This window comes from Pseudomonas sp. MPDS, assembly GCF_013283895.1.
Taxonomy (GTDB): domain Bacteria; phylum Pseudomonadota; class Gammaproteobacteria; order Pseudomonadales; family Pseudomonadaceae; genus Aquipseudomonas; species Aquipseudomonas rhizophila.
Genome location: NZ_CP054128.1, coordinates 2,006,124 through 2,028,134, shown reverse-complemented (window position 1 = coordinate 2,028,134; position 22,011 = coordinate 2,006,124). Strand labels below are relative to the sequence as shown.

Annotated in this window: 19 protein-coding genes; 7 read left to right on the top strand and 12 right to left on the bottom strand. The window is 59.8% G+C overall.

Annotated elements, in window-relative coordinates; translation table 11 throughout:
- Positions 1-109 precede the first annotated feature (109 nt).
- From HQ912_RS08875 to fabB, 5 genes are all read left to right on the top strand, one after another.
- Positions 110-2,269 (top strand): TonB-dependent receptor plug domain-containing protein, encoded by a 2,160-nt coding sequence (locus HQ912_RS08875; protein ID WP_260990085.1) that lies wholly within the window; start codon positions 110-112, stop codon positions 2,267-2,269.
- Positions 2,270-3,202 carry an ABC transporter substrate-binding protein gene (locus HQ912_RS08870; protein WP_047230340.1) on the top strand — a complete coding sequence of 311 codons (933 nt, stop codon included), beginning with the start codon at positions 2,270-2,272 and terminating at the stop codon, positions 3,200-3,202.
- A complete protein-coding gene (locus tag HQ912_RS08865) occupies positions 3,199-5,106 on the top strand; it encodes an ATP-binding protein (protein ID WP_173406680.1) in 1,908 nt (635 codons plus the stop codon). The genes HQ912_RS08870 and HQ912_RS08865 overlap by 4 nt, the downstream gene beginning before the upstream one ends.
- 248 nt (positions 5,107-5,354) lie before the next feature.
- Positions 5,355-5,870, top strand: a complete 516-nt coding sequence (gene fabA, locus HQ912_RS08860) for a 3-hydroxyacyl-[acyl-carrier-protein] dehydratase FabA (protein WP_047230338.1) — start codon at positions 5,355-5,357, stop codon at positions 5,868-5,870.
- A gap of 11 nt (positions 5,871-5,881) precedes the next feature.
- Positions 5,882-7,102 carry a beta-ketoacyl-ACP synthase I gene (fabB, locus tag HQ912_RS08855; RefSeq protein ID WP_047230337.1) on the top strand — a complete coding sequence of 407 codons (1,221 nt, stop codon included), beginning with the start codon at positions 5,882-5,884 and terminating at the stop codon, positions 7,100-7,102.
- 187 nt (positions 7,103-7,289) lie between these two features.
- On the opposite strand, the gene HQ912_RS08850 is transcribed toward fabB, so the two are convergent.
- Entirely contained in the window at positions 7,290-7,754 is a 465-nt protein-coding gene (locus HQ912_RS08850; protein WP_047230336.1) for a DUF3859 domain-containing protein, read from the bottom strand.
- A 151-nt stretch (positions 7,755-7,905) separates the two neighbouring features.
- Positions 7,906-8,916, bottom strand: a complete 1,011-nt coding sequence (locus tag HQ912_RS08845) for an amidohydrolase family protein (RefSeq protein WP_047230335.1) — start codon at positions 8,914-8,916, stop codon at positions 7,906-7,908.
- A gap of 133 nt (positions 8,917-9,049) precedes the next feature.
- Here HQ912_RS08845 and HQ912_RS08840 point away from each other — a divergent pair, with 133 nt between their 5' ends.
- Positions 9,050-9,910 (top strand): pirin family protein, encoded by an 861-nt coding sequence (locus HQ912_RS08840; protein ID WP_047230334.1) that lies wholly within the window; start codon positions 9,050-9,052, stop codon positions 9,908-9,910.
- Positions 9,911-10,070: 160 nt separating this feature from the next.
- On the opposite strand, the gene HQ912_RS08835 is transcribed toward HQ912_RS08840, so the two are convergent.
- The 4 genes from HQ912_RS08835 to HQ912_RS08820 all read right to left on the bottom strand — a co-directional run bounded on the left by HQ912_RS08835 (position 10,071) and on the right by HQ912_RS08820 (position 13,796).
- A complete protein-coding gene (locus HQ912_RS08835) occupies positions 10,071-10,799 on the bottom strand; it encodes a dienelactone hydrolase family protein (RefSeq protein WP_047230333.1) in 729 nt (242 codons plus the stop codon).
- 70 nt (positions 10,800-10,869) lie between these two features.
- Positions 10,870-12,774 (bottom strand): molecular chaperone HtpG, encoded by a 1,905-nt coding sequence (gene htpG, locus HQ912_RS08830; protein ID WP_047230356.1) that lies wholly within the window; start codon positions 12,772-12,774, stop codon positions 10,870-10,872.
- Between the two features lie 87 nt (positions 12,775-12,861).
- Positions 12,862-13,323 (bottom strand): PaaI family thioesterase, encoded by a 462-nt coding sequence (locus HQ912_RS08825; protein ID WP_107322000.1) that lies wholly within the window; start codon positions 13,321-13,323, stop codon positions 12,862-12,864.
- The gene (locus HQ912_RS08820) at positions 13,320-13,796 is read right to left on the bottom strand and encodes a PaaI family thioesterase (RefSeq protein ID WP_047230331.1); all 477 of its coding nucleotides are present in this window, start codon (positions 13,794-13,796) and stop codon (positions 13,320-13,322) included. The genes HQ912_RS08825 and HQ912_RS08820 overlap by 4 nt, the downstream gene beginning before the upstream one ends.
- A 158-nt stretch (positions 13,797-13,954) precedes the next feature.
- On the opposite strand from HQ912_RS08820, the gene HQ912_RS08815 reads away from it, so the two are divergent.
- Positions 13,955-14,218, top strand: a complete 264-nt coding sequence (locus HQ912_RS08815; protein WP_047230330.1) for a hypothetical protein — start codon at positions 13,955-13,957, stop codon at positions 14,216-14,218.
- Positions 14,219-14,292: 74 nt separating this feature from the next.
- Here the strand turns inward: HQ912_RS08815 and HQ912_RS08810 are convergent, their stop codons facing one another.
- The 6 genes from HQ912_RS08810 to lpdA form a co-directional block, all read right to left on the bottom strand.
- Positions 14,293-15,030, bottom strand: a complete 738-nt coding sequence (locus tag HQ912_RS08810; RefSeq protein ID WP_160893104.1) for a DUF599 domain-containing protein — start codon at positions 15,028-15,030, stop codon at positions 14,293-14,295.
- A 392-nt stretch (positions 15,031-15,422) separates the two neighbouring features.
- Entirely contained in the window at positions 15,423-16,448 is a 1,026-nt protein-coding gene (locus HQ912_RS08805) for an IS110 family transposase (RefSeq protein ID WP_047230568.1), read from the bottom strand.
- A gap of 145 nt (positions 16,449-16,593) precedes the next feature.
- Complete coding sequence (gene brnQ / locus HQ912_RS08800) at positions 16,594-17,907, bottom strand: branched-chain amino acid transport system II carrier protein (protein WP_047230485.1); 1,314 nt, start codon at positions 17,905-17,907, stop codon at positions 16,594-16,596.
- A 316-nt stretch (positions 17,908-18,223) separates the two neighbouring features.
- Positions 18,224-19,108, bottom strand: coding sequence for a succinate--CoA ligase subunit alpha (gene sucD, locus HQ912_RS08795; protein WP_014339581.1), 885 nt, complete (start codon positions 19,106-19,108; stop codon positions 18,224-18,226).
- Positions 19,108-20,274, bottom strand: coding sequence for an ADP-forming succinate--CoA ligase subunit beta (sucC, locus tag HQ912_RS08790; protein ID WP_003179235.1), 1,167 nt, complete (start codon positions 20,272-20,274; stop codon positions 19,108-19,110). The genes sucD and sucC overlap by 1 nt, the downstream gene beginning before the upstream one ends.
- Positions 20,275-20,470: 196 nt before the next feature.
- Positions 20,471-21,916, bottom strand: coding sequence for a dihydrolipoyl dehydrogenase (gene lpdA, locus HQ912_RS08785; protein ID WP_047230486.1), 1,446 nt, complete (start codon positions 21,914-21,916; stop codon positions 20,471-20,473).
- Positions 21,917-22,011 lie beyond the last annotated feature (95 nt).

Genomic DNA, 22,011 nt, shown 5'->3' with positions numbered 1-22,011 from the left:
ACACCGCGACCAGCCCCGACTACAATTACCGGCAGTTGTAGGAAGCTGACCATCAATTCCTAGGAAAATGCTGTCAACGTGAATGGAAAAGTCACTCACCTCGGTTAACATGCCGGCCATCCTTTCCCTAATCAAAGGCTGTGCCGTGTTCGTTGGCCCTTCCCGTTCAGGTTCGTCGCTCGTATTGGCGCTGTTCATCAGCCCGCCAGTGCTGGCCGACGACTTGTTCGTCGACAGTCAGCCCCTGCCCCAAGTGTTGACGGCCACGCGCCTGAAACAATCGCCGGCGGCGGTCCCCGGCAGCATGACCGTGCTGGACAGCGAATTGATCAAGGCCAGTGGCGCCCGGGACATCAGCGAACTGCTGCGCCTGGTGCCGGGCATGATGGTCGGCAATATCAGCGGGAACCAGGCCGCCGTGAACTACCACGGCACCAACGCCACCGAAGCGCGGCGCATGCAGGTGCTGATCGATGGCCGTTCGGTGTATCGCGCCGGCCTGGCCACGGTGGACTGGAGCGATATTCCAGTGGCCATGGAAGACATCGAGCGGATCGAAGTTTTCCGCGGCCCCAACACCGTCAGCTACGGCGCCAATGCACTGATGGCGGTGGTCAATATCATCACCCGCGCTCCGGCCGACAGCCACGGCACCCGCCTGAAAATCACCCGAGGCCAGCGTGGCATCAGCGACTGGTACGCCAGCCAGGGCAGCGGTTGGGAGAGCGGTGACCTGCGGCTGTCACTGTCCGGCCAGGAAGACGACGGCTTTGACAGCAACCGCACCGGCGCCGATTACCGCGACAGTCGACGCTTGAACCGTTTCAACCTGTCCGTCAGCCAGACCCTGAACGAACAGCAGAGCATCGACTGGCAACTGAACGCCAAAGACGGGACCAATCAGCGGCCTTATACCTACCATCCAGTGTTCGCCGGGATTACGGCCGCCGGGGATAACTCCGATGTCGTCGCCAAGGACTACGCCGGTTCGCTGCGCTGGAACCTGGACCTGAACCCCAACCACAGCCTTTATGTACAAGGCTCGCTCCAGCATTGGGATCGCCAGCAGACCTGGCGCGCCTGCGATGCCGAGGTCTCCTTCAGCCCGCAGTTGACCGATCTGTGGTTGCTCAACCCTAACTACGCCGAGAAGCTGGCGCGCAATATTCCCAGCTTCACCGGCACCGGTGCGCCGCCCGGCACCCCGCAAGAACAGGCGCTGGCCAATCAGGTGCTCGATCAATGGCGCAACGGCGCCTCGCAAACCTTGTGCGGCGATATCGACCAGAGCGCCCGTGAGTCGCGCTACGACCTGGAAATCCAGGACACCCTGAGCCTGTCCGACAGCCTGCGACTGGTCACCGGGGCAAACTATCGCTACGACCGGGCCGACTCCGAGACGTACTTCAACGGCACGCTGGACGACACCACTTGGCGCCTGTTCGGCCAACTGGAGTGGCGGGCCAGCGAACATTGGCTGGTACAGGGCGGTGCGATGTTCGAAGACACCCACCTGACCGGCAGCTCGCTGACGCCGCGGGTGGCGGTCAACTACCTGATCACACCACGCCATGGCCTGCGGGCGGTGTACTCCGAGGCGGTGCGCTCGCCGGACATGTTCGAGAACAATGTCAATTGGAGTTATCAGGTCACCAACCTCAAGCCCACCGCCTTCGGCCAGAGCAGTGCCCGTTATTTTGTCCAGACCCGAGGGCCGGGAAACCTGGACCAGGAGCACATGCGCTCCCGGGAACTGGGCTACAACGGTTATTTCATGAACCTGGGGCTGAGCGTCGATGTGAAGCTGTTCCATGACGAAATCACCGGCATGATCAGCGAACCCCTGCGCAACAATCAGTACATTGCCAGCAACGCCAATGAATCACAGTTTTCCGGGGCCGAAACCCAGTTCGACTGGCGCATCACCAGCGCCGACCGCCTGCGCCTGACCTATGCCTACGTCGATGCGCTGGCCAGCAATGCTCTCGACGAACAGCCGACCGCCCGCAATAGCGGTTCGGCCGGCTGGCTGCGGGACTGGGGCCGAGGCTGGAACAGTGCGGTGTTCTATTATGGCGCCGACGACCTTAACGGCTATCGCTTTGAACGAGTCGACACCCGCCTGGCCAAACGCATTTCTTTGGGCAAGGCCAACCTGGAACTGGCGGGCATCCTGCAGCAGCGTCTCGACAACCAGCCCACTACGTTTGTCGACAACCACTACGACTCCCGTCACGTCCTGTATTTCACTGCGGAGTTGTCGTTCTAGATGTTCCGGGGTCAATCGCGCAAGACGCCCTTTCGTGGCCGCCTGCCGCTGGCGCTGTGCCTGGTGTTTGCAGGCTGGCTGGCAACGATCGAGGCCCGCGCCGCCGACATTCTATTGACCGGTGCCCATAACAGCCCTGGCGCTCAGTCATTCACCCAGGCCCTGAAGGCCCTGCGCCCCGAGGATAACGTCAGGTTTACTCCGCTGGCCAGCCTGCCGGCGCCCGGCAAACTGCCCCGCAATGTCCGCCTGATCTTGCTTGACCTGCCCAGCCTTGACTGGCGCCTGCAGGAAACCCACGGGCCCGCCACCCTGGTACTGCGAATCAGCCGCCAACAAGCCAGGGATCGCCTGGGCGAGACAACACCCGATCACCTGAGCTTGTTGTGGAGCGATCCGCCGCTGACGCGGCAATTGCGCCTGATTAGCGCGATCCTTCCGCAAATGCGCAGGGTCGGCGTGCTGTTCGACGGGCACAGCGAGTTCCTGCTCAAGGAAATCCGCCAGGCAGCGACGCCGTTGGGGCTGGAGATCGTGAGTGAACGCTGGGACGACACCAGTGACAGTCGCCCTCTGCAAAAGCTGTTGGGCCGCAGCGATGTGCTGCTGGGGCTCGACGACCCCGATCTGTACAACCCCAAGACGGTAAAGAATCTGTTGCTCAGCAGCTACGCCCGGCAACGTGCGCTGATCGGGCCCAACGCCGCTTTCGTCAAGGCCGGCAGCCTGGCCAGCACCTACAGCGACCAGGAGGACTGGCTGGCAATTCTCGACGATTTGCTGGACCGCCCCGCCGCCACCTGGCCCCGCACCCTGTATCCGGCCCGCTTCAAAGTCCTGAGCAACCAGCAGGTCGCCCGCTCACTGGGGATCGAGCCGATTGACGCCGAATCCGTCGCTGCACAGCTGGCCGAAGGAGAACAACGCCCATGACCTTGCGTCGCCGCTGGGACATCAATACCCGCACCCAGCTTATCGCCCTCGGCCCGGCCTTGCTGCTGACGGTGCTGTTGATCAGCTTCTTTACCTTCGTGCGAATCCAGGACCTGCGCCAGGAACTCAACCACACCGGGCAGTTGATCGCCAACCAGCTGGCCCCGGCCACGGAATATGGGGTGATATCGGGCAATAACGAGGTGCTGGAAAATCTGCTCACCGCCACCCTGGCCACGCCTCATGTGCGTTTTCTGGAGGTTCAAGACAGCACGGACCGGGTTGTGGTGTATGTCGAGCAGCCCGCGCAAGGCCGCAAGCATTCCCAGCAGATCGAAGTTTTCCAGGCGCCGGTTCACCTGCAGCGCATTGCCTTGAACAATGATTTCCTGCAAGGCAACAGCATGACCATCGAGGCGCCCGATGAGGATTACCTGGGCCGGGTGATCGTCGGCATGTCCAGTGACGCCTTCAGCCAGCGGCAGCAGGAAATCCTCCTCAAGGCCGCGATCCTGGCGCTGTTCGCCCTGCTGTTCACCTTCCTGGTGGCGCGTCGCCTGGCGTCCAACCTGTCCCGGCCGATCCGCGACATCGGCAACGCAGTCATGGCGATCCAGCAAGGCGACTACGGCACGCCGCTGCCCATCGTCGACGATGCCGAACTGGGGGCCTTGTCGCGGCATATCAACAATCTGGCCGACGGTCTCGAGCAAGCCAGCCGTGAACAGCACCAGGCCATGGCGCAACTGATCAAAACCCGGGAAGAAGCGGAGAAGGCCAACAGCGCCAAGTCCGAATTCCTGGCGATGATGAGCCATGAACTGCGCACCCCCATGAACGGTGTACTGGGCATGCTGCAACTGCTGGAAACCACCGAAATGACGGAGGAGCAATTCGAGTACACGGCGCTGGCCAGCGAATCCACCGAGCACCTGCTGAAAGTCATCAACGACATCCTCGACTTCTCGCGCATCGAACGCTCGGCCCTGGAGCTGGAACACATCCCGTTCAATCTGGCGGAGCTGGTCGCCAGTTGCGCCCAGTCGTTCCAGCACAGCGCCGCGCAACGCAAGCTGGGCCTGGACCTGCTGATCCCTGATGACATGCAGCCCTTGCAGGTGCAAGGCGACCCGACGCGGATCCGGCAGATCCTGGTCAACCTGATCGGCAATGCCCTGAAATTCACCGAACAAGGCCGCGTCACCGTGCAATGCCAGTGGCAGGCACTGGATCACGAACTCCTGTGGTTTACCTGCACGGTGCGCGACAGTGGCATCGGGATCGCGACCGAAAGCCTGGAGCGCATGTTCGATGCCTTCCAGCAAGCCGACAGTTCGATTTCCCGGCGCTACGGTGGCACCGGCCTGGGGCTGCCGATTGCCCGCACCCTGGCTGAGCGCATGGGGGGCACATTGCGCGCCCAGAGCGAAGAAGGCCAGGGCTCGGTGTTTACCCTGGAGATCCCTCTGGCCCTGTCGAAAAAGGCACCGATAGCCCTGGCGCCAAAGCTCCCCGACGGCATCGGCAGCGGTCATGGCGAGGGCCGCAACGTGCTGCTGGTAGAAGACAATCCGGTGAACCAGACCGTGATCGAAGCCATGCTGCGCAGCCTGGGCTTCACCGTCAGCATCGCCGCCGACGGCGCCCAAGCCATCCGCAGTGCCGAAAGTCTGATTTTCGAGGCGATTCTGATGGATTGCCGGTTGCCCATCATCGATGGCTACGAAGCCACGCGACAGATCCGCCAGTTACCCGGCTGCGGCGAGGTGCCCATCATCGCCCTGACGGCCAATGCGCTACAGGGCGATCGCGAAGCCTGTCTCGCGGCGGGCATGAACGATTACCTGGCCAAACCGTTCAAAAGAGCTGACCTGCAGCAAATTCTGCAGCGCTGGGTGCGTTAGTGCAGGCGTTTCGACCATCTGCGACTGGCGTGAAAGGCGAAAGTGCGGCAGTCTTAACCACCCGAACAAGTCCCGATTGGGGCTTGAATAAAAATTTCAGTGCACAGGTGTACATTCATTTCCCGTGTGCTGTGACTTTCACTACAACGCAATAGTCTATGAGTAGGCTGTCGATTCGAGGCATGAACGCTTCAATCGGCCGGGAAGATTTGCCCCACCCTGCCGCATGGGACTATTGAGGAGCTCGCATGACCAAACAAAACGCCTTTACTCGGGAAGACCTGCTGCGCTGCAGTCGCGGTGAGCTGTTCGGCCCAGGTAACGCGCAACTGCCCGCCCCGAACATGCTGATGGTGGATCGCATCACCCATATCAGCGAAGAGGGTGGCAAGTACGGCAAAGGTGAATTGGTCGCCGAGCTGGACATCACTCCTGACCTGTGGTTTTTCGCCTGCCACTTCGAAGGTGATCCGGTGATGCCGGGCTGCCTGGGCCTGGATGCCATGTGGCAATTGGTCGGTTTCTTCCTCGGTTGGCAAGGCCTGCCGGGCCGCGGTCGCGCCCTGGGTTCGGGCGAAGTGAAGTTCTTCGGTCAGGTTCTGCCGAGCGCGAAGAAGATTACCTATAACATTCATATCAAACGCGTCCTCAAGGGCAAGCTGAACATGGCCATTGCCGATGGTTCAGTGGCTGTGGATGGTCGCGAGATCTACACCGCCGAAGGCCTTCGGGTCGGCGTTTTCACCTCCACTGACAACTTCTAAGGGTTATCCGCATGCGCCGCGTCGTTATCACTGGTCTGGGCATCGTTTCGTGCCTGGGCAATGACAAAGAGACCGTCTCCGCTAACCTGCGTGCAAGTCGCCCTGGCATCCGGTTCAATCCGGAATATGCCGAAATGGGTCTGCGTAGCCAGGTTTCCGGCTCCATTGACCTTCCCCTCGAAGAGCTGATCGATCGCAAGATCTACCGTTTCGTCGGCCATGCGGCGGCTTACGCCTACCTGGCCATGAAGGACGCCATCGCTGACTCCGGCCTGACCGAAGAGCAGGTGTCCAACCCGCGCACCGGCCTGATCGCCGGTTCCGGTGGTGCCTCGACCTTGAACCAGATGGAAGCGCTGGACATCCTGCGCGAAAAAGGCGTCAAGCGCGTCGGCCCGTACCGCGTCACTCGGACCATGAGCAGCACCGTTTCCGCCTGCCTGGCCACGCCGTTCAAGATCAAGGGCCTGAACTACTCCATCGCCTCTGCCTGCGCCACCAGTGCGCACTGCATCGGCAACGCCATGGAGCAAATCCAGATGGGCAAGCAGGACGTCGTGTTCGCCGGCGGTGGTGAAGAAGAACACTGGAGCCAGTCGTTCCTGTTCGACGCCATGGGCGCCCTGTCCAGCAAGCGCAACGACACCCCGGAAAAAGCTTCCCGCGCCTACGATGCCGACCGTGACGGCTTCGTCATCGCTGGCGGCGGCGGCATGGTGGTGGTCGAGGAGCTGGAACACGCTCTGGCCCGTGGCGCGAAAATCTACGCGGAAATCGTCGGCTACGGCGCCACTTCCGATGGCTATGACATGGTCGCCCCAAGCGGCGAAGGCGCCATCCGCTGCATGCAGATGGCCATGTCCACCGTCGACACGCCCATCGACTACCTGAACACCCACGGCACTTCGACCCCGGTCGGTGACGTTGCGGAAATGAAAGGCGTGCGCGAAGTGTTCGGTGCCAACGCCCCGGCCATCAGCTCCACCAAGAGCCTGTCGGGTCACTCCCTGGGCGCCGCGGGCGTTCACGAAGCGATCTACTGCATGTTGATGATGGAAGGCAACTTCATCGCCGGCTCGGCCAACATCGACGAACTGGACCCGGAAGTGGCCGACCTGCCGATCCTGACCAAGACTCGCGAAGACGCCAAGATCGACACAGTGATGAGCAACAGCTTCGGCTTCGGCGGCACCAACGCCACCCTGGTATTGAAGCGCTGGCAGGGCAAGTAAGCCCCGCCGCAACGCCACACACAAAAACGCCCCGACTGGTTCGGGGCGTTTTTTTGTCTGCTCTGCACACCACATTCCCTGTGGATAATTCCCTTGTGGGAGCGAGCCTGCTCGCGATGAGGCCCTGACATTCAACATCTATGTTGGCTGACAGATTGCTATCGCGAGCAGGCTCGCTCTCACAGATTCAGCGCACGACAAACCGTTGCTGCGCCAGCAATCGATCGCCCTGGAACACCATGAACCGCCACTCCCCCGGCACCACTTCGTGGCTTTCGGTGAACTCGTAGGCCATCACATCCTGCGGTGCACCGGGCACCAGTTTCTGGGTGACTTCGAATTTATCGTGGCGCACGCCATCGGGGGTGCGAATGCCTGGGGTGAAATACAACAAGGTCAATGGCTGGTCGTCAGCCACCTTGTCCGCCAAGCGGTAGCGCAGACCGAACTTGGTGCCCAGCTTGGCCGGTACACTTTCAGTCTGCCGGATCTGCTCGTTGCTGCGGCGCAGAACCCGCTCCCCTGATTGCAGTTCGGCTTGGGGCCCTTCGAAGATACCGTACTCCACCGGGCCTTCGACACGGACTTCCGCCTGGGCCAGGCCGCAGACCGACAACAGCGCGACCAGTGCGCTTGAACGGGTGAGGTGCATAGTGCGCTCCTTGATTGTGATGAGCGCGAGGGTATGACGCGGCGGTGACAGGCTGATGACAAGGCGATGGTCACCTTGTGCACTGAGAGCTTCTGTGGGAGCAAAGCTTGCTCGTGCTGCAGGCGCCCTCAATTGCGAAATTGCAATACCTTCATTGCGGGCAAGCCTTGCTCCCACACAACACCGCCAGGAAATTATCCCGAGCTACGTTCTTCGCCACCTCTTCCGGCAACGCATCCAGGAACGGATCGAAGCTGCGTAATTCCTTACCGACATTGTCGAAACGCCCCACTACATCCGACCCCAACATAAAACGCTCCGGGAAGCGCTCCACCAGCTTGAGCCACGCCTCGCGGGGTTTGCCCGCCTCGTCCAGCAGGTAAGGCGTGAGCACGCTCCAGGACAGGTCGATGTACAGGTTCGGATAGGTCTCCAGCATCCGGGTCAGTGTCGGCAACAGAAAATCCAGCCGCGTCTGGTGACGATGGATCTCCATGCTGGTGCCGGCATGCGCCCAAATGAACCGCGTGTGAGGATGGTTGCGCAACGGCTCTTCAATTTCCGGCAAATACAGCGCGTTTTTCTCACGCTTGGAGGTGATGTTGGAGTGCAGCAGCACCGGCAGATCGTTCTCCGCCGCCAGGTGATAGATCCGCGTCATGGCCTCGTTGTTGGCCCGCGGGGTGTCCCCCGACGTCAGTGCCGTCAGGTCGTCATGGCGGGTGAACACCTCACCAATGCCTTGCCACAAACCCGGATACAGATCGAGCATGCGCTGGATGTGCATGGCGGAGTTTTTGTCGTTGGGGTTGAAACCGGACAAAAAAGGATGAAAGTGCTGGCGCTGTTCAGCGGTCAACTTGCTCACCGCCGCCGCGACAATCACATCGGTGGCGCTGTACCAATAGGCGTCCGCATCGTCACCGGCGTAGTAACGCGGGCGCTTGGGCTCATCCTCATGCCATTTCTTGGCCACCGGTATGCCTGAAATCATCACATGCTCGATGCGATTGTCGGCCATCGCCTTCAGTAACTCGGGCATGCCGGCGGTTTCCTGAAAGAAATCGACGTAATGCAGGTGTGCATCGCTGTAGGCATATTCGCGGGCCATGACGCCACTGCTCGAAACGGCCAGCAGCCAGGCGAAGATCAGACGGGTCATGGGCACGGGCGGACTCCAGAAAGTTATGAACAGGATAGACCCCGACCGTCGCGTCCGGGTTCACGGCGCATGTGCCGTCAGTTGTCACGGCGGGTTATGCTTTGCCCATCCGTTGCTCAACCTGGAAGACATCATGATCACGCCCCTGACCATTCGCCCACGCGCAGAAGATGTGGAAGGCCAGCCGATTCTTCGCCCGCTGCCGTCCGCCAAGTGTCGCAGCGTCGGACCGTTCGTTTTTTTCGACCACATGCTGCAAACCTCCTACAAGGCCGGTCAAGGCATGAACATTCGTCAGCATCCCCATATCGGGTTGTCGACCCTCACCTATCTGTTCGAAGGGCAGCTCCAGCACAAGGACAGCCTTGGCTCCGATCAAGTGGTGGACGCCGGGGACGTCAGCTGGATGACCGCGGGCAGCGCCATCGCCCATGTCGAGCGCACGCCCGAATCACTGCTGGGCAGCGACTTCGTCATGCACGGCTTGCAAGTCTGGTTGGCCTCGCCCCAATCCCACGAACAGGGGCCTGGACACTACAGCCATCATCCGGCGCACACCCTGCCGGTCAGCGATAACCTGGGGGTAAAGATCCGGATGATCGCCGGGTCGGGTTTTTGCCTGGAATCACCGGTGCCGACGCTGTCCCCGACCCTGTACGCCGAACTGAACCTGCAAACCGCAACGACCCTGCTGATTCCCACCGAGCATGAAGAGCGGGCACTGTATGTGCTCAGCGGCGAGGCGCAGCTGGACGGTGAACCGCTGGAGCCCCACTCGTTGGTGGTGCTCCCGGCCGGGGAACAAATGACACTGTTCGCCGACAGCGACTGCCATGCGGTGCTGTTCGGCGGCGCGCCGCTGGATGGGCCACGTCGGATCAACTGGAATTTCGTCTCCAGTGATCCGGCGCGAATAGACGAAGCCCGCCGGCGTTGGGCGGCCGGGGACTGGCCGACCGTGCCGGGGGAAAGTGAGCGGATCGAATTGCCCTGAATTCAGCGGTGTCTGACAGGCCGCCATCGCGAGCAGGCTCGCTCCCACACTGGACCGTTGCCATTCGCAAATGGCGCGAACACCTCGGTCAAATGTGGGAGCGAGCCTGCTCGCGATAGCAGTCTGGCAGGCGACAGCCTATTCAGCACCAGGCCCGATCTCAGCCCCTGAGCACTTCATCCAGCAAATTATGCATCGACCGGAACGCCCGTGCGGCAACCTTGGCGTCGTACATCATCTTGCCCGGGACATTGGCCTGTGGATCGGTGAACGAATGCACCGCACCACCGTAGCTCAGCAGTTGCCAATCCACCCCGGCTGCGTTCATTTCGTCTTCGAAAGCCGGCAGTTGCTCCTTGGGCACCAATGGGTCCGAGGCGCCATGCATGACCAGCACCGCCCCCTTGATGTTCTGCGCATCCGCCGGATTGGGTGTGTCCAGGGTGCCATGGAACGAAATAGCGGCCTTCAACGGTGCGCCTGTGCGTGCTAGCTCCAGGGAGCAGCAGCCGCCGAAGCAGAAACCGAACGTAGCAAGTCTCGACGCATCGACCTGCGCCTCACCCTGACTTTGCAGTTGCTCGAATGCCGCCTGCATGCGCTTGCGCAACAAGGCACGATCATTCTTGAGCGGCATCATCGCAGCCCCGGCTTCATCGGCATTGGTCGGGCGCACGTCCTGGCCGTAAAGATCGGCGATCAACACAACATAGCCGTTGGCCGCCACCGACCTGGCGATTTCCTCGGCCCCCGCCCCTACGCCCATCCAATTGGGCGCCATCAGCAAACCCGGGCGCGAGCCCTGCTGGCTAACGTCGAAAGCCAGGCGGCCCTCATAGGTTCGACCATCGATCTGATACTCCAGCGAACTAACCGTAACCTGACTCATGACGGACTCCTCTTGAAACGGAACACCAGAAATGAAAAAACCCGCCGAAGCGGGTTTTTCCTGCACTTGATTAAGCTGACAGTTCAACCAACAGCTTGTTCAGGCGGCGCACATAGGCCGCCGGGTCCTTCAGGCTGTCACCCGCCGCCAGGGCGGCCTGATCGAACAGGATGTGCGACAGGTCGCCGAAACGCTCTTCGCTCTGCTCGTTGTCGAGCTTATCCACCAGCGGGTGAGCCGGGTTGAATTCGAAGATCGGCTTGGAGTCCGGGACTTTCTGACCGCTGGCTTCAAGGATCTGCCGCATCTGCAGGCCCAGGTCCTGTTCACCGATGGCCAGGATCGCCGGGGAGTCCGTCAGGCGGTGAGAAACCCGCACTTCGCTGACGGCATCGCCCAGGGCAGTCTTGATCCGCTCAACCAGGCCTTCCTTGCTCTTGGCGACTTCTTCGGCGGCTTTCTTGTCTTCTTCCGAGTCCAGGTTACCCAGGTCCAGATCACCACGGGCCACGTCGACAAAGCTCTTGCCGTCGAACTCGCTGAGGTAGCTCATCAGCCATTCGTCGATGCGGTCGGTCAGCAGCAGCACTTCGATGCCTTTCTTGCGGAAGACTTCCAGGTGCGGACTGTTCTTGACCTGTGCATAAGTTTCACCGGTCAGGTAGTAGATCTTGTCCTGACCTTCCTTGGCGCGGGCCAGGTAATCCGCCAGGCCAACGATCTGTTCGCCATCATCACCCTGGGTCGAAGCAAAGCGCAGCAGGCCAGCGATTTTTTCTTTGTTCGCGAAGTCCTCGGCAGGGCCTTCCTTCATCACCTGGCCGAAGTTCTTCCAGAAGCTCTTGTACTGCTCGGGCTCGTTTTTCGCCAGTTTTTCCAGCATGTCCAGAACACGCTTGGTCAGCGCCGACTTCATGGAGTCAATGATCGGGTCTTTCTGCAGGATTTCCCGCGAAACGTTCAGGGACAGGTCATTGGAATCGACCACGCCCTTGATGAAACGCAGGTACAGCGGCAGGAACGATTCGGCCTGGTCCATCACGAATACACGCTGCACGTACAGCTTCAAGCCGCGTGGTGCTTCGCGCTGGTACAGGTCGAACGGCGCACGGGCCGGCACGTACAACAGTGAGTTGTACTCCAGCTTGCCTTCGACCTTGTTGTGGCTCCAGCTCAGCGGGTTCTCGTAATCATGTGCAACGTGCTTGTAGAACTCCTGGTATTCCTCGTCCTTCACCTCAGTGCGCGGACGGGTCCACAGGGCACTGGCGCGGTTGACGGTTTCCCATTCCACTTCGGGCTTTTCTTCGCCTTCGGCAGCGGCGACTTCCTTCGGCAGCTCGATCGGCAACGCGATATGGTCGGAGTACTTCTTGATGATGTTGCGCAGGCGCCAGCCATCGGCGAACTCGTCTTCACCGGACTTGAGGTGCAGCACAATGCGGGTACCGCGATCAGCCTTGTCGACGGTGGCGACTTCAAACTCGCCCTCGCCCTTGGACGACCAATGCACACCTTCGCTCGCAGCGAGGCCGGCACGGCGGCTGAACACTTCGACCTGATCAGCGACGATGAACGCGGAATAGAAACCGACACCGAACTGGCCGATGAGGTGGGAGTCTTTTTTCTGGTCGCCGGAGAGGTTCTTCATGAAATCGGCGGTGCCGGACTTGGCGATGGTGCCCAGGTGAGTGATCACCTCTTCGCGGCTCATGCCGATGCCGTTGTCTTCGAGGGTGACGGTCTTGGCGTCCTTGTCGAAGCTCACGCGGATTTTCAGTTCGGCGCCGCCTTCCAGCAACTCTGGCTTGGACAGGGCTTCGAAACGTAATTTGTCGACAGCGTCAGAGGCGTTCGAAATCAGCTCGCGAAGGAAAATTTCCTTATTCGAATACAGCGAGTGAATCATCAGGTGCAGCAGTTGCTTCACCTCGGTCTGGAAGCCCAGGGTTTCCTTTTGAGTTTCCACGCTCATGGTCATCAAACTCCAAGTGGATGGTGGTGTCCGCCTCGCTGAGATTGGCGGCGGGATGTCCTCAAGGTGGGGGCAACGCTGATGATTTCAAGGGCTATGCGCTTTTGAAGACTCCTGAATCTTGAAATGCGCCCGGGCGGTGGCAATGGGTTCGGCCTCGAGATCCTGCCAGGCGGTGATCGCAACATTGGCTACCCGGCGCCCCTGCCGCCAGACCTGACATCTGGCGAAAGTGTCGCGAAACTGCCCGGCGCGCAGGTAATCCAGGGAGAAATCGATGATTTTCGGCACGCCCGTCGCACGGGTGGCAATCAACAGATACACCGCGGCCGACAACTCCATGAAACCGGCGATGACGCCGCCGTGAATGGCCGGCAATAAAGGGTTACCAATGTTGTCCTTGTTGGCCGGCAGGCGAAACAGCAGCTCCTCGCCCTGACGCGAGCATTCCACGCCGATCAACCGCGCATAAGGAATCGAGGCCAGCAGCAGCGCGTAGTCGCCCCGCTCGCAGGCTTGGCGCAGTTGTTCCTGAGTGATATCGCTCATGGTTTGTCTACGGCAGCCAGCGGGCCACCCCTTTTGATTCCCTTGGCGTGCTGGCCCAGGCGCATGAAGGTGCCCACCACATGGGCGATGGGTTGTTCGGGGTCGTCCTGATAGGCAAATCCACGGCTGAAGATCACGTCCTGAGTGACCCGATAGCATTGGGCAAAGCCATAGACATCCTTGTTCGGTTCAGCGGCGTGCATGTAGTCGATGCGCAGGTCCAAAGTCGGACAGACCTCGAACTGCGGCAACACACACAACGTCGACATGCCACACGCCGTGTCCATCAACGACGTCAACGCGCCACCATGGATGATGCCCGTAAGGGGGTTGCCGACGATCTGGGGGCTGTAAGGCAGGATCACAGTCAGCCCCTCGGGACTGGCACTGTGCAACTTCAAGCCCAGCACCTGACAATGTCGCAGTGCGGACAGAAAGCGTGTCGCACGCTCAAAAACGGGGTCTTGCGCCATTGGATTTAACGCCTTTATTAATGAGCAGTCGCGGTAACAAGCATGCCCTGTAAAGTTCCGTTCCCATACAAAGTTATATATCTGTAGCAAAAGAGGAACTTAATCCAAGGGGGGGCGTTCAAAAGGCCAGTAGTTATTTCCATAAGGAGAAACACCCCATGCGTAAGACTTTAGCTATTGCCTTGATGTTGGCCGCCTCCCTCGGTCTCGCTGCCTGCGATAAAAAATCCGAGGACAAAGCTCAAGATGCCAACGAACACGCTGAGCAAGCTCAGGAAAAAATGAGCGAAGCACAGGATAAAGTGAACGACGCAGCGAAAGAAAACGCCGAAGCCGCCAAAGATCAGGCCGAATCGAACGAAGCTGCTACACAGGAACAAGCACCTGCAACAGCGCCCGCCACCGCACCGGCAACCAACTAATACGGTTTGGGCATATAAAGAAACCCGCCTAGCGCGGGTTTTCTTTTGTCTGCGATTTGGTAGTGACCGTTCTGTCAGGCCGGGTCCTTGCCTACATCAGGCAATGGCGCCTCGGTGGGGGTGTAAACCATGACCTGCAGCACGTCGGAGTGAAACTCCCGACGGTACAGCACCAACACCACGCCTGCACTCATCAACATGAACAACCAGGGGCTGACGAACCACGCCAACATGGTCATGCCGAAATAATAAGCGCGCAGGCCAAAATTGAACTGGTTAGCCGCCATGGAGATCACCCGCGCCGCCCTGAGCGCGAAGGCCTTGCGTTCCTGCGCCGATACATGTCGCTCGCCGATCATTGGCGCCGATCCCACCAGAACCGCCGCGAAGTTGTATTGGCGCATGCACCAGCTAAAGGTGAAGAAGGCATACACAAACACCAGCGCCAGGCACAGCAACTTGGCCTCGGACATGCCTTGGGACGCCTGCTGCACCATCGGCAAATCGGCCAACAACGACACCGCACGATCGGACGCCCCAAGCACCGTCAGGATGCCCGCCAGGATGATCAGCGTGCTGGAGGCGAAGAAGGACGCGTTGCGCTCCAGGTTGCCGATCACGCTGGCGTCGGCGATACGGTTTTCGCGCAGCAACATGCGGCGCATCCAGTCTTCGCGATACAAGTGCATGACGCTGGCCAGACAGGCCGTATCGCGAGCTTTCAACGACGCATAACGGGTGTAGCCGCCCCAGCAGACGACGAACCAGACAGCGGCCAGAAGATGGATCAGATTGGCTTGGATGAATGACATGTAATTCCTTATCTGACGAAGAACATGGAGCAGCTTGTGATTGACCTTGCTCAGTCCACAGGGCCGGCACAAGCCTTTCAAGACAATGCTTCGACGTTAGTCCAAGGAAAAAGACACTGCACCCGCGCCATAAAAATCTATGGTCACCCCCATTTTTGCAATACTGATTAATGGGTGAAGTGGTTGGCTTGCTTAAATCTATCCGGCGTCGATCCAGGGCATGCCCCGCGCCACGATGAGAGTCGCGCCTGACGATCCTGAAAAATGCCGCGGCTTCTGAAGCCGATTTTTATGTCAGGTTCTTCGTCAGGCCGGTGGGCCGTTCACGTCATCCGTTGTTCAGCTATCGCAAAACCTGAAGGGTGATTCGTGGTACTGCAACAACCGCAGGGTCAGGCGTTCAGCGCGTCTGGCCCTGCTTCATATTGCGTATGGTGAGCCGCTAGCGCCCACGCGATCCGCGCCAGCTTGTTAGCCAGGGCGCAGGCCACCACGTTCGAGTGTCGTCGCCCAAGCAATGAGCGCACCCAGTCGGCCAGAGCCCCTTTCTGGTGTTCTAGCCTCTGCATATAGACCCGAGCACATTGAACCAGCAACTGCCTGAGGTGCTTGTCGCCGCGCTTGCTGATACCCAGCAAATTAGCCCTGCCGCCGGTGCTGTACTGCCTGGGTACCAAGCCCACGGAGGCGGCGAAGTCACGGCTGCATCGGTACTGCCTGCCGTCCCCCATCTCTACAGCCAGCAGGCTGGCGGTGATCGGCCCGACACACGGCAAGCTCAGCAAGCGGCTGCCGAGATCATCGTCGGCCAGTTGGCTTGCCAGCTCTTTATCCAGCGCCTTGATCTGTTCATCCAGATAACAGAAATGCTCATGCAAGCGCTGTAACAGCACTGTCAACCGAACGGGCAACTCATGCTCAGCCAAAATACTCGCCAACCGCTTCATGATCGCCAGGCCCTTGGGCAGGCTGATGCCGAACTCCAGTAGGAAACCATGCATTTGATTGGCGGTTTTGGTGCGATCGCGTACCAGCGACTCGCGCAGGCGATGCAGAACGGAAAGCGTCTGCTGTGCCTCGGTTTTAGGCGAAACGAAGCGCATCGATGGACGCGAAGCCGCCTCGCAAATGGCTTCGGCATCCACGAAGTCATTTTTGTTGCCTTTGACGAAGGGGCGGACGAATTGCGGGGAAATCAGTTTGGCTTCATGCCCCATGGCCATCAGCTGGCGAGCGACGAAATGCGCCCCGGCACAAGCTTCCATCACCACGGTACAGGCCGGCAGATTGCCGAAGAGCGTCATCATCTGTTGACGCGAGAACTTCTTGCGAAACACCTCTCGGCCCAATTTGTCTTGGCCGTGCAGGTGGAAACTGTGTTTACCGAGATCGATCCCGATCAGCGCTGACTCGCTCATAATGATGGCCTCCGAAAACAAAACACCCTGCGAAAGCGTAGCCCTCGCAGGGTGTGGGGGTGACCATCTCATTAATGCCCCGTATCGATGGATACGGGGCATTGGTTTTTTACCGGTGGGCCCACTCGTGGCAGGCCGCGGCAACTCAGGCCAAGGCTTCGCTGCGCTTGCCCAGCAGACGATCACACACCAACGCAACCGCCAGGGTCATCACCGACGGCACGAGCCAGGCCAGGCCCTGCTCGCTCAATGGCAGGTGGGCCATTTGCGTCGGCATCCAATCCGCCAGTCCGGCGCCTTTAAGCGCATCGATCAGGCCGAACAGGAACGACACCAGCATGACCGGGCCGACAATACGCCCCTGCTCATGCCAGAAGTCCTTGCAGAAGCTCAGGGCCACCAAGGCAATGCACGGTGGGTAAATCGCGGTCAGGACCGGGATCGAGAAAGCGATCAGCTTGGTCAGTCCGAGGTTCGACACCAGCAGCGAAAACGCCGCCAGGATGACCACCAATGTTTTGTACGACAGCGGCAAGACACGGCTGAAGTACTCTGCACAGGCACACGTCAGGCCAACTGCAGTGACCAGGCACGCCAGGGAAATCAGCACTGCGAGGAAACCGCTGCCCAGGCTGCCGAACGTGTGTTGCACATAGGCATGCAGCACAGCCGCGCCGTTTGTCGCGCCCGCAGCCACTTCATGGCTGCCAGACCCCAGGCGGAACAGACTGACATAGACCAGCGCCAGCCCGACCCCGGCGATCAGCCCGGCGATGATGGCGTAGCGGGTGATCAAGGCAGGCGATTCAACGCCCCGGGAACGGATCGCATTGACGATGACGATGCCAAACACCAATGCGCCCAGAGTATCCATGGTCAGGTAACCGTTGATGAACCCTTGGGAGAATGGCGCGGCCACGTATTGCGGTGTCGCCACGCCGATATCGCCGGCGGGCAAGGCAAACGCGGCAATGCCCAGCACGGCCAGGGCGATGATTTTCAGCGGGGCAAGGAATCGCCCGACGGTGTCCAGCAAGCGACCGGGATAGAGCGAGATGAAGAACACCAGCAGGAAATACACCGCACTGTAGAGAAACAGCGCCAGCGGGCTTTCACCGGTCAACGGCGCCAGCCCGACTTCGAAGGAGACTGTGGCGGTGCGCGGAGTGGCGAACAGCGGCCCGACGGCCAGGTAGCACACAGCCGCCAGCAGGCCACCGGCCACCTTGCCGATAGGACTGCTCAAGGCATCCATCGCCCCACCGACCTTGGCCAGCGCAACGACGGTGATGACCGGTAGCCCGACCGCCGTGACCAGAAAGCCCAGCGCCGCCATCCAGACATGGGGCCCGGACTGCAAACCGACAATCGGCGGGAAGATGATGTTGCCAGCCCCGACGAACAGGGCAAAGGTCATGAAACCAAGCGCCAGGATGTCCTGGCCTTTCAACACTTTCATTTTAAGGAAACCACACTGCTGAATCGGAATTTAGAGAGGGACTTCCCTTGAGGGTGGAGGGAAATGCTGCCGATCCGTATAAGACCAACCCGTTTAGCGCACCGCGTCCTTGTGAGCCACAGTCGCAAAAATGGCGGCTAGCCTAACGAATTAGTGCGAATAACGCACTGTTACAGGGCGAACTATCCGATACACGACATTTCCGTGTCGCGTTTTTGCATCTAAATGGGTTGCTGATTGCAATTCCCTCATCCGAAAACGACAAAGGCCACCCGAAGGTGGCCTTTGTTGCTGGAACAAAAAAGTCAGCCGAAGCTTACTTCTTCATTTCCCAGCCAGTCAGCTCGGCCAGGGCCTTGCCGATGTCTGCCAGCGAACGCACGGTTTTCACGCCTGCGTCTTGCAGAGCGGCGAATTTCTCGTCCGCAGTGCCTTTGCCGCCAGAGATGATTGCGCCAGCATGGCCCATGCGCTTGCCCGGAGGAGCAGTCACACCCGCGATGTAGGAAACAACCGGCTTGGTCACGTTAGCCTTGATGTAGGCAGCCGCTTCTTCTTCAGCCGAACCGCCGATCTCACCGATCATGACGATCGCTTCGGTCTTCGGGTCTTCCTGGAACAGCTTCAGGATGTCGATGAAGTTGGAGCCCGGGATCGGGTCACCGCCGATGCCGACGCAAGTCGACTGACCGAAACCGGCGTCAGTGGTCTGCTTGACGGCTTCGTAAGTCAGGGTGCCGGAACGGGAAACGATACCGACCTTGCCTGGCAAGTGAATGTGACCTGGCATGATGCCGATCTTGCATTCGCCTGGAGTGATCACGCCTGGGCAGTTAGGACCGATCAGGGTGATACCCAGCTCGTCGCACTTGACCTTGGCTTCCAGCATGTCGATGGTCGGGATGCCTTCGGTGATGCAGACGATCAGCTTGATGCCGCCGAACGCTGCTTCAAGGATGGAATCCTTGCAGAAAGGAGCTGGAACGTAGATCACGCTGGCGGTGGCGCCAGTGGCAGCAACAGCGTCTTTGACGGTGTTGAAGACAGGCAGGCCCAGGTGTTCGGTGCCGCCTTTGCCCGGCGTTACGCCACCAACCATCTTGGTGCCGTATTCCAGAGCTTGCTGGGTGTGGAAACTACCTTGCGAACCGGTAATACCCTGGCAGATAACCTTGGTGTCTTTATTGATCAGGACGCTCATTATTTGCCCTCCGCAGCTTTAACGACTTGTTGAGCAGCGTCGGTCAGGCTGGTAGCAGCGATGATGTTCAAACCGCTTTCTGCCAGTACTTTAGCGCCCAGCTCAGCGTTGTTGCCTTCGAGGCGAACAACAACCGGGATTTTCACGCCGACTTCTTTCACGGCGCCGATGATGCCTTCGGCAATCATGTCGCAACGAACGATGCCGCCGAAGATGTTGACCAGTACTGCAGCGACGTTAGTGTCGGACAGGATGATCTTGAACGCTTCGGTTACGCGTTCCTTGGTAGCACCACCGCCCACGTCGAGGAAGTTGGCTGGCTTGCCGCCATGCAGGTTGACGATGTCCATGGTACCCATGGCCAGGCCAGCACCGTTGACCATGCAGCCGATGTTGCCTTCCAGGGCCACGTAGTTCAGTTCGAACTTGGCAGCGTGCGCTTCGCGCGGATCGTCTTGCGACGGATCGTGGAAAGTCTTCAGCTTAGGCTGACGGTACATGGCGTTGGCGTCGATGTTGATCTTGGCATCGAGGCAGTGCAGATCGCCGTCGGCCTTGATCACCAGCGGGTTCACTTCCAGCAGCGCCAGGTCGTGGTCCTGGAACAGCTTGGCCAGGCCTACGAAGATCTTGGCGAACTGAGTGACCTGCTTGCCTTCCAGGCCCAGCTGGAATGCCAGCTCGCGACCCTGGAATGGCTGGGCGCCAACCAGTGGATCGATGGTGGCCTTGAGGATTTTCTCAGGGGTATCGTGAGCGATTTTCTCGATGTCCACGCCACCTTCGGTGGAAGCCATGAACACGATACGGCGGCTCGAACGGTCAACGACAGCGCCCAGGTACAGCTCTTTAGCGATATCAGTGCACGATTCAACCAGGATCTTGGTGACTGGCTGACCGTTGGCGTCAGTCTGGTAGGTCACCAGACGCTTGCCCAGCCACTGCTGTGCGAAGGCTTTGGCGTCTTCTTTGCTGCGAACCAGCTTGACGCCGCCCGCTTTACCGCGACCACCGGCGTGAACCTGGGCTTTGACAACCCATTCGCTGCCGCCGATTTTGTCGCAAGCTTCTGCTGCCGCTTCCGGGGTGTCTACCGCGTAGCCGGTGGATACTGGCAGGCCGTACTCAGCGAACAGCTGCTTACCCTGATACTCGTGAAGATTCATGCTTATTACCGTCTTCGTTAGGTACTGCGCATTCGGTGCTGCACCGTTATGGTGCCGCACCACCTGTGACTGCTGCTTGCGTAGCGTTCCGGTTGACCGGTGCCGCTACGCAAGGCTGCGTCCAGCGGATATTCCGCGGTGAGTCTTGCTCGCAAGGCTCACGACGGGCCATACCGCCGTGGTTTCTTATTGTCTATTAACGCTTTTTGCGGTTGGCCACGTGGATGGCACCGCCATTTACGGCCAGGGCCGCTTCGTGCAAGGCTTCGGACAGGGTCGGATGGGAGAAGACCATCATGCCCAGATCTTCAGCGCTGGTGCCGAATTCCATGCCGATCGCGCCTTGCTGTACCAGCTCGGCAGCGCTTGGGCCAATCACGTGAACGCCCAATACGCGATCCGTCTTGGCATCAGCGATGACTTTCACGAAACCACCGGTATCGTTGGCTGCCATGGCACGGCCGGAGGCTGCGAACGGGAAGGTGCCGACGTTAACTTCAACACCTTCGTTTTTCAAGGTTTGCTCGGTCTTGCCGACCCATGCGATTTCCGGGTGGGTGTAGATAACCGACGGGATCAGGTCGTAGTTGATCTGGGCTTTGTGGCCCTTGATGCGCTCGACCACCATGATGCCTTCCTCGGACGCTTTGTGCGCCAGCATCATGCCGCGTACCACGTCACCGATGGCGTAGACACCCGGAACGTCGGTTGCGCATTGCTCGTCAACCGCGATGAAGCCGCGCTCATCGAGGGTCACGCCGCAATCGGCGGACAGCAGGTCAGTGGTCACTGGGCGACGGCCAACCGCAACGATCAGTTTGTCGAAAGTGATGGTCTGTTCGCCGTTGGCGTCGGTGTAGTTCACCACGACTTCTTCGCCGTTGACCTTGGAGCCGGTCACGCGAGCGCCCAGCTTGATGTCCAGGCCTTGCTTGGTCAGGGTTTTCAGCGCTTCCTTGGAAACCGCGGTGTCGGCGGCCATCAGGAAGGTGTCCAGTGCTTCGAGGACGGTTACTTGCGCGCCCAGGCGCGACCAGACCGAACCCAGCTCCAGACCGATAACACCCGCGCCGATCACGCCCAGGCGTTTTGGTACGGATTGGAACTCCAGAGCGCCGGTCGAATCGACGATCACGTTCTGGTCCACCGGAGCCGGCGGAATGTCGATCGGACGCGAGCCCGGTGCCAGGATGACGTTCTCGGCTTCGATCACTTCAACCGAGCCGTCTGGCTTGGTCACTTCGACCTTCTTGCCCATCAGCAGCTTGCCGTGGCCCTGGATCGAGGTCACGCCATTGGCCTTGAACAGGGTGGCAACGCCAGAGGTCAGGCCTTTGACGATGTTGGCCTTGCGGCCAACCATGGCAGGTACGTCAATGGTGACGTTTTCGCGGTTGACACCGCCAATGCCGTGGATGGCCAAGCCATCCTGCGCTTCATGGAACTTCCAGGAGCTGTCCAGCAGCGCCTTGGACGGAATGCAACCGACGTTCAGGCAAGTACCGCCGAGGGCCAGTTTGCCCTCCTTGTCGGTGTATTTCTCGATGCAGGCAGTGGTGAGGCCCAGTTGCGCAGCCTTGATGGCCGCTACGTAGCCGCCAGGGCCCGCACCAATCACTACCACGTCGAATTTCTGAGTCATGAGTCATTCCTTCTCGAATCAAACCGGACGGTCACTTGTGGAGACCGTCGTGGGACGAAACCGGTTATTTCAGCAAGAGGCCGGTCAACCGACCG

Bases quoted from the DNA above. Each gene is read 5' to 3' on its own strand.
- sucD (WP_014339581.1), bottom strand. From the start codon at position 19,108: ATGAGCGTCCTGATCAATAAAGACACCAAGGTTATCTGCCAGGGTATT.
- HQ912_RS08805 (WP_047230568.1), bottom strand. From the start codon at position 16,448: ATGAGCGAGTCAGCGCTGATCGGGATCGATCTCGGTAAACACAGTTTC.
- HQ912_RS08810 (WP_160893104.1), bottom strand. From the start codon at position 15,030: ATGTCATTCATCCAAGCCAATCTGATCCATCTTCTGGCCGCTGTCTGG.
- HQ912_RS08820 (WP_047230331.1), bottom strand. From the start codon at position 13,796: ATGGCGCAAGACCCCGTTTTTGAGCGTGCGACACGCTTTCTGTCCGCA.
- HQ912_RS08875 (WP_260990085.1), top strand. From the start codon at position 110: ATGCCGGCCATCCTTTCCCTAATCAAAGGCTGTGCCGTGTTCGTTGGC.
- fabA (WP_047230338.1), top strand. From the start codon at position 5,355: ATGACCAAACAAAACGCCTTTACTCGGGAAGACCTGCTGCGCTGCAGT.
- HQ912_RS08870 (WP_047230340.1), top strand. From the start codon at position 2,270: ATGTTCCGGGGTCAATCGCGCAAGACGCCCTTTCGTGGCCGCCTGCCG.
- HQ912_RS08850 (WP_047230336.1), bottom strand. From the start codon at position 7,754: ATGCACCTCACCCGTTCAAGCGCACTGGTCGCGCTGTTGTCGGTCTGC.
- HQ912_RS08815 (WP_047230330.1), top strand. From the start codon at position 13,955: ATGCGTAAGACTTTAGCTATTGCCTTGATGTTGGCCGCCTCCCTCGGT.
- sucC (WP_003179235.1), bottom strand. From the start codon at position 20,274: ATGAATCTTCACGAGTATCAGGGTAAGCAGCTGTTCGCTGAGTACGGC.
- fabB (WP_047230337.1), top strand. From the start codon at position 5,882: ATGCGCCGCGTCGTTATCACTGGTCTGGGCATCGTTTCGTGCCTGGGC.
- HQ912_RS08825 (WP_107322000.1), bottom strand. From the start codon at position 13,323: ATGAGCGATATCACTCAGGAACAACTGCGCCAAGCCTGCGAGCGGGGC.
- HQ912_RS08840 (WP_047230334.1), top strand. From the start codon at position 9,050: ATGATCACGCCCCTGACCATTCGCCCACGCGCAGAAGATGTGGAAGGC.
- HQ912_RS08835 (WP_047230333.1), bottom strand. From the start codon at position 10,799: ATGAGTCAGGTTACGGTTAGTTCGCTGGAGTATCAGATCGATGGTCGA.
- lpdA (WP_047230486.1), bottom strand. From the start codon at position 21,916: ATGACTCAGAAATTCGACGTGGTAGTGATTGGTGCGGGCCCTGGCGGC.
- HQ912_RS08865 (WP_173406680.1), top strand. From the start codon at position 3,199: ATGACCTTGCGTCGCCGCTGGGACATCAATACCCGCACCCAGCTTATC.
- HQ912_RS08845 (WP_047230335.1), bottom strand. From the start codon at position 8,916: ATGACCCGTCTGATCTTCGCCTGGCTGCTGGCCGTTTCGAGCAGTGGC.
- brnQ (WP_047230485.1), bottom strand. From the start codon at position 17,907: ATGAAAGTGTTGAAAGGCCAGGACATCCTGGCGCTTGGTTTCATGACC.
- htpG (WP_047230356.1), bottom strand. From the start codon at position 12,774: ATGAGCGTGGAAACTCAAAAGGAAACCCTGGGCTTCCAGACCGAGGTG.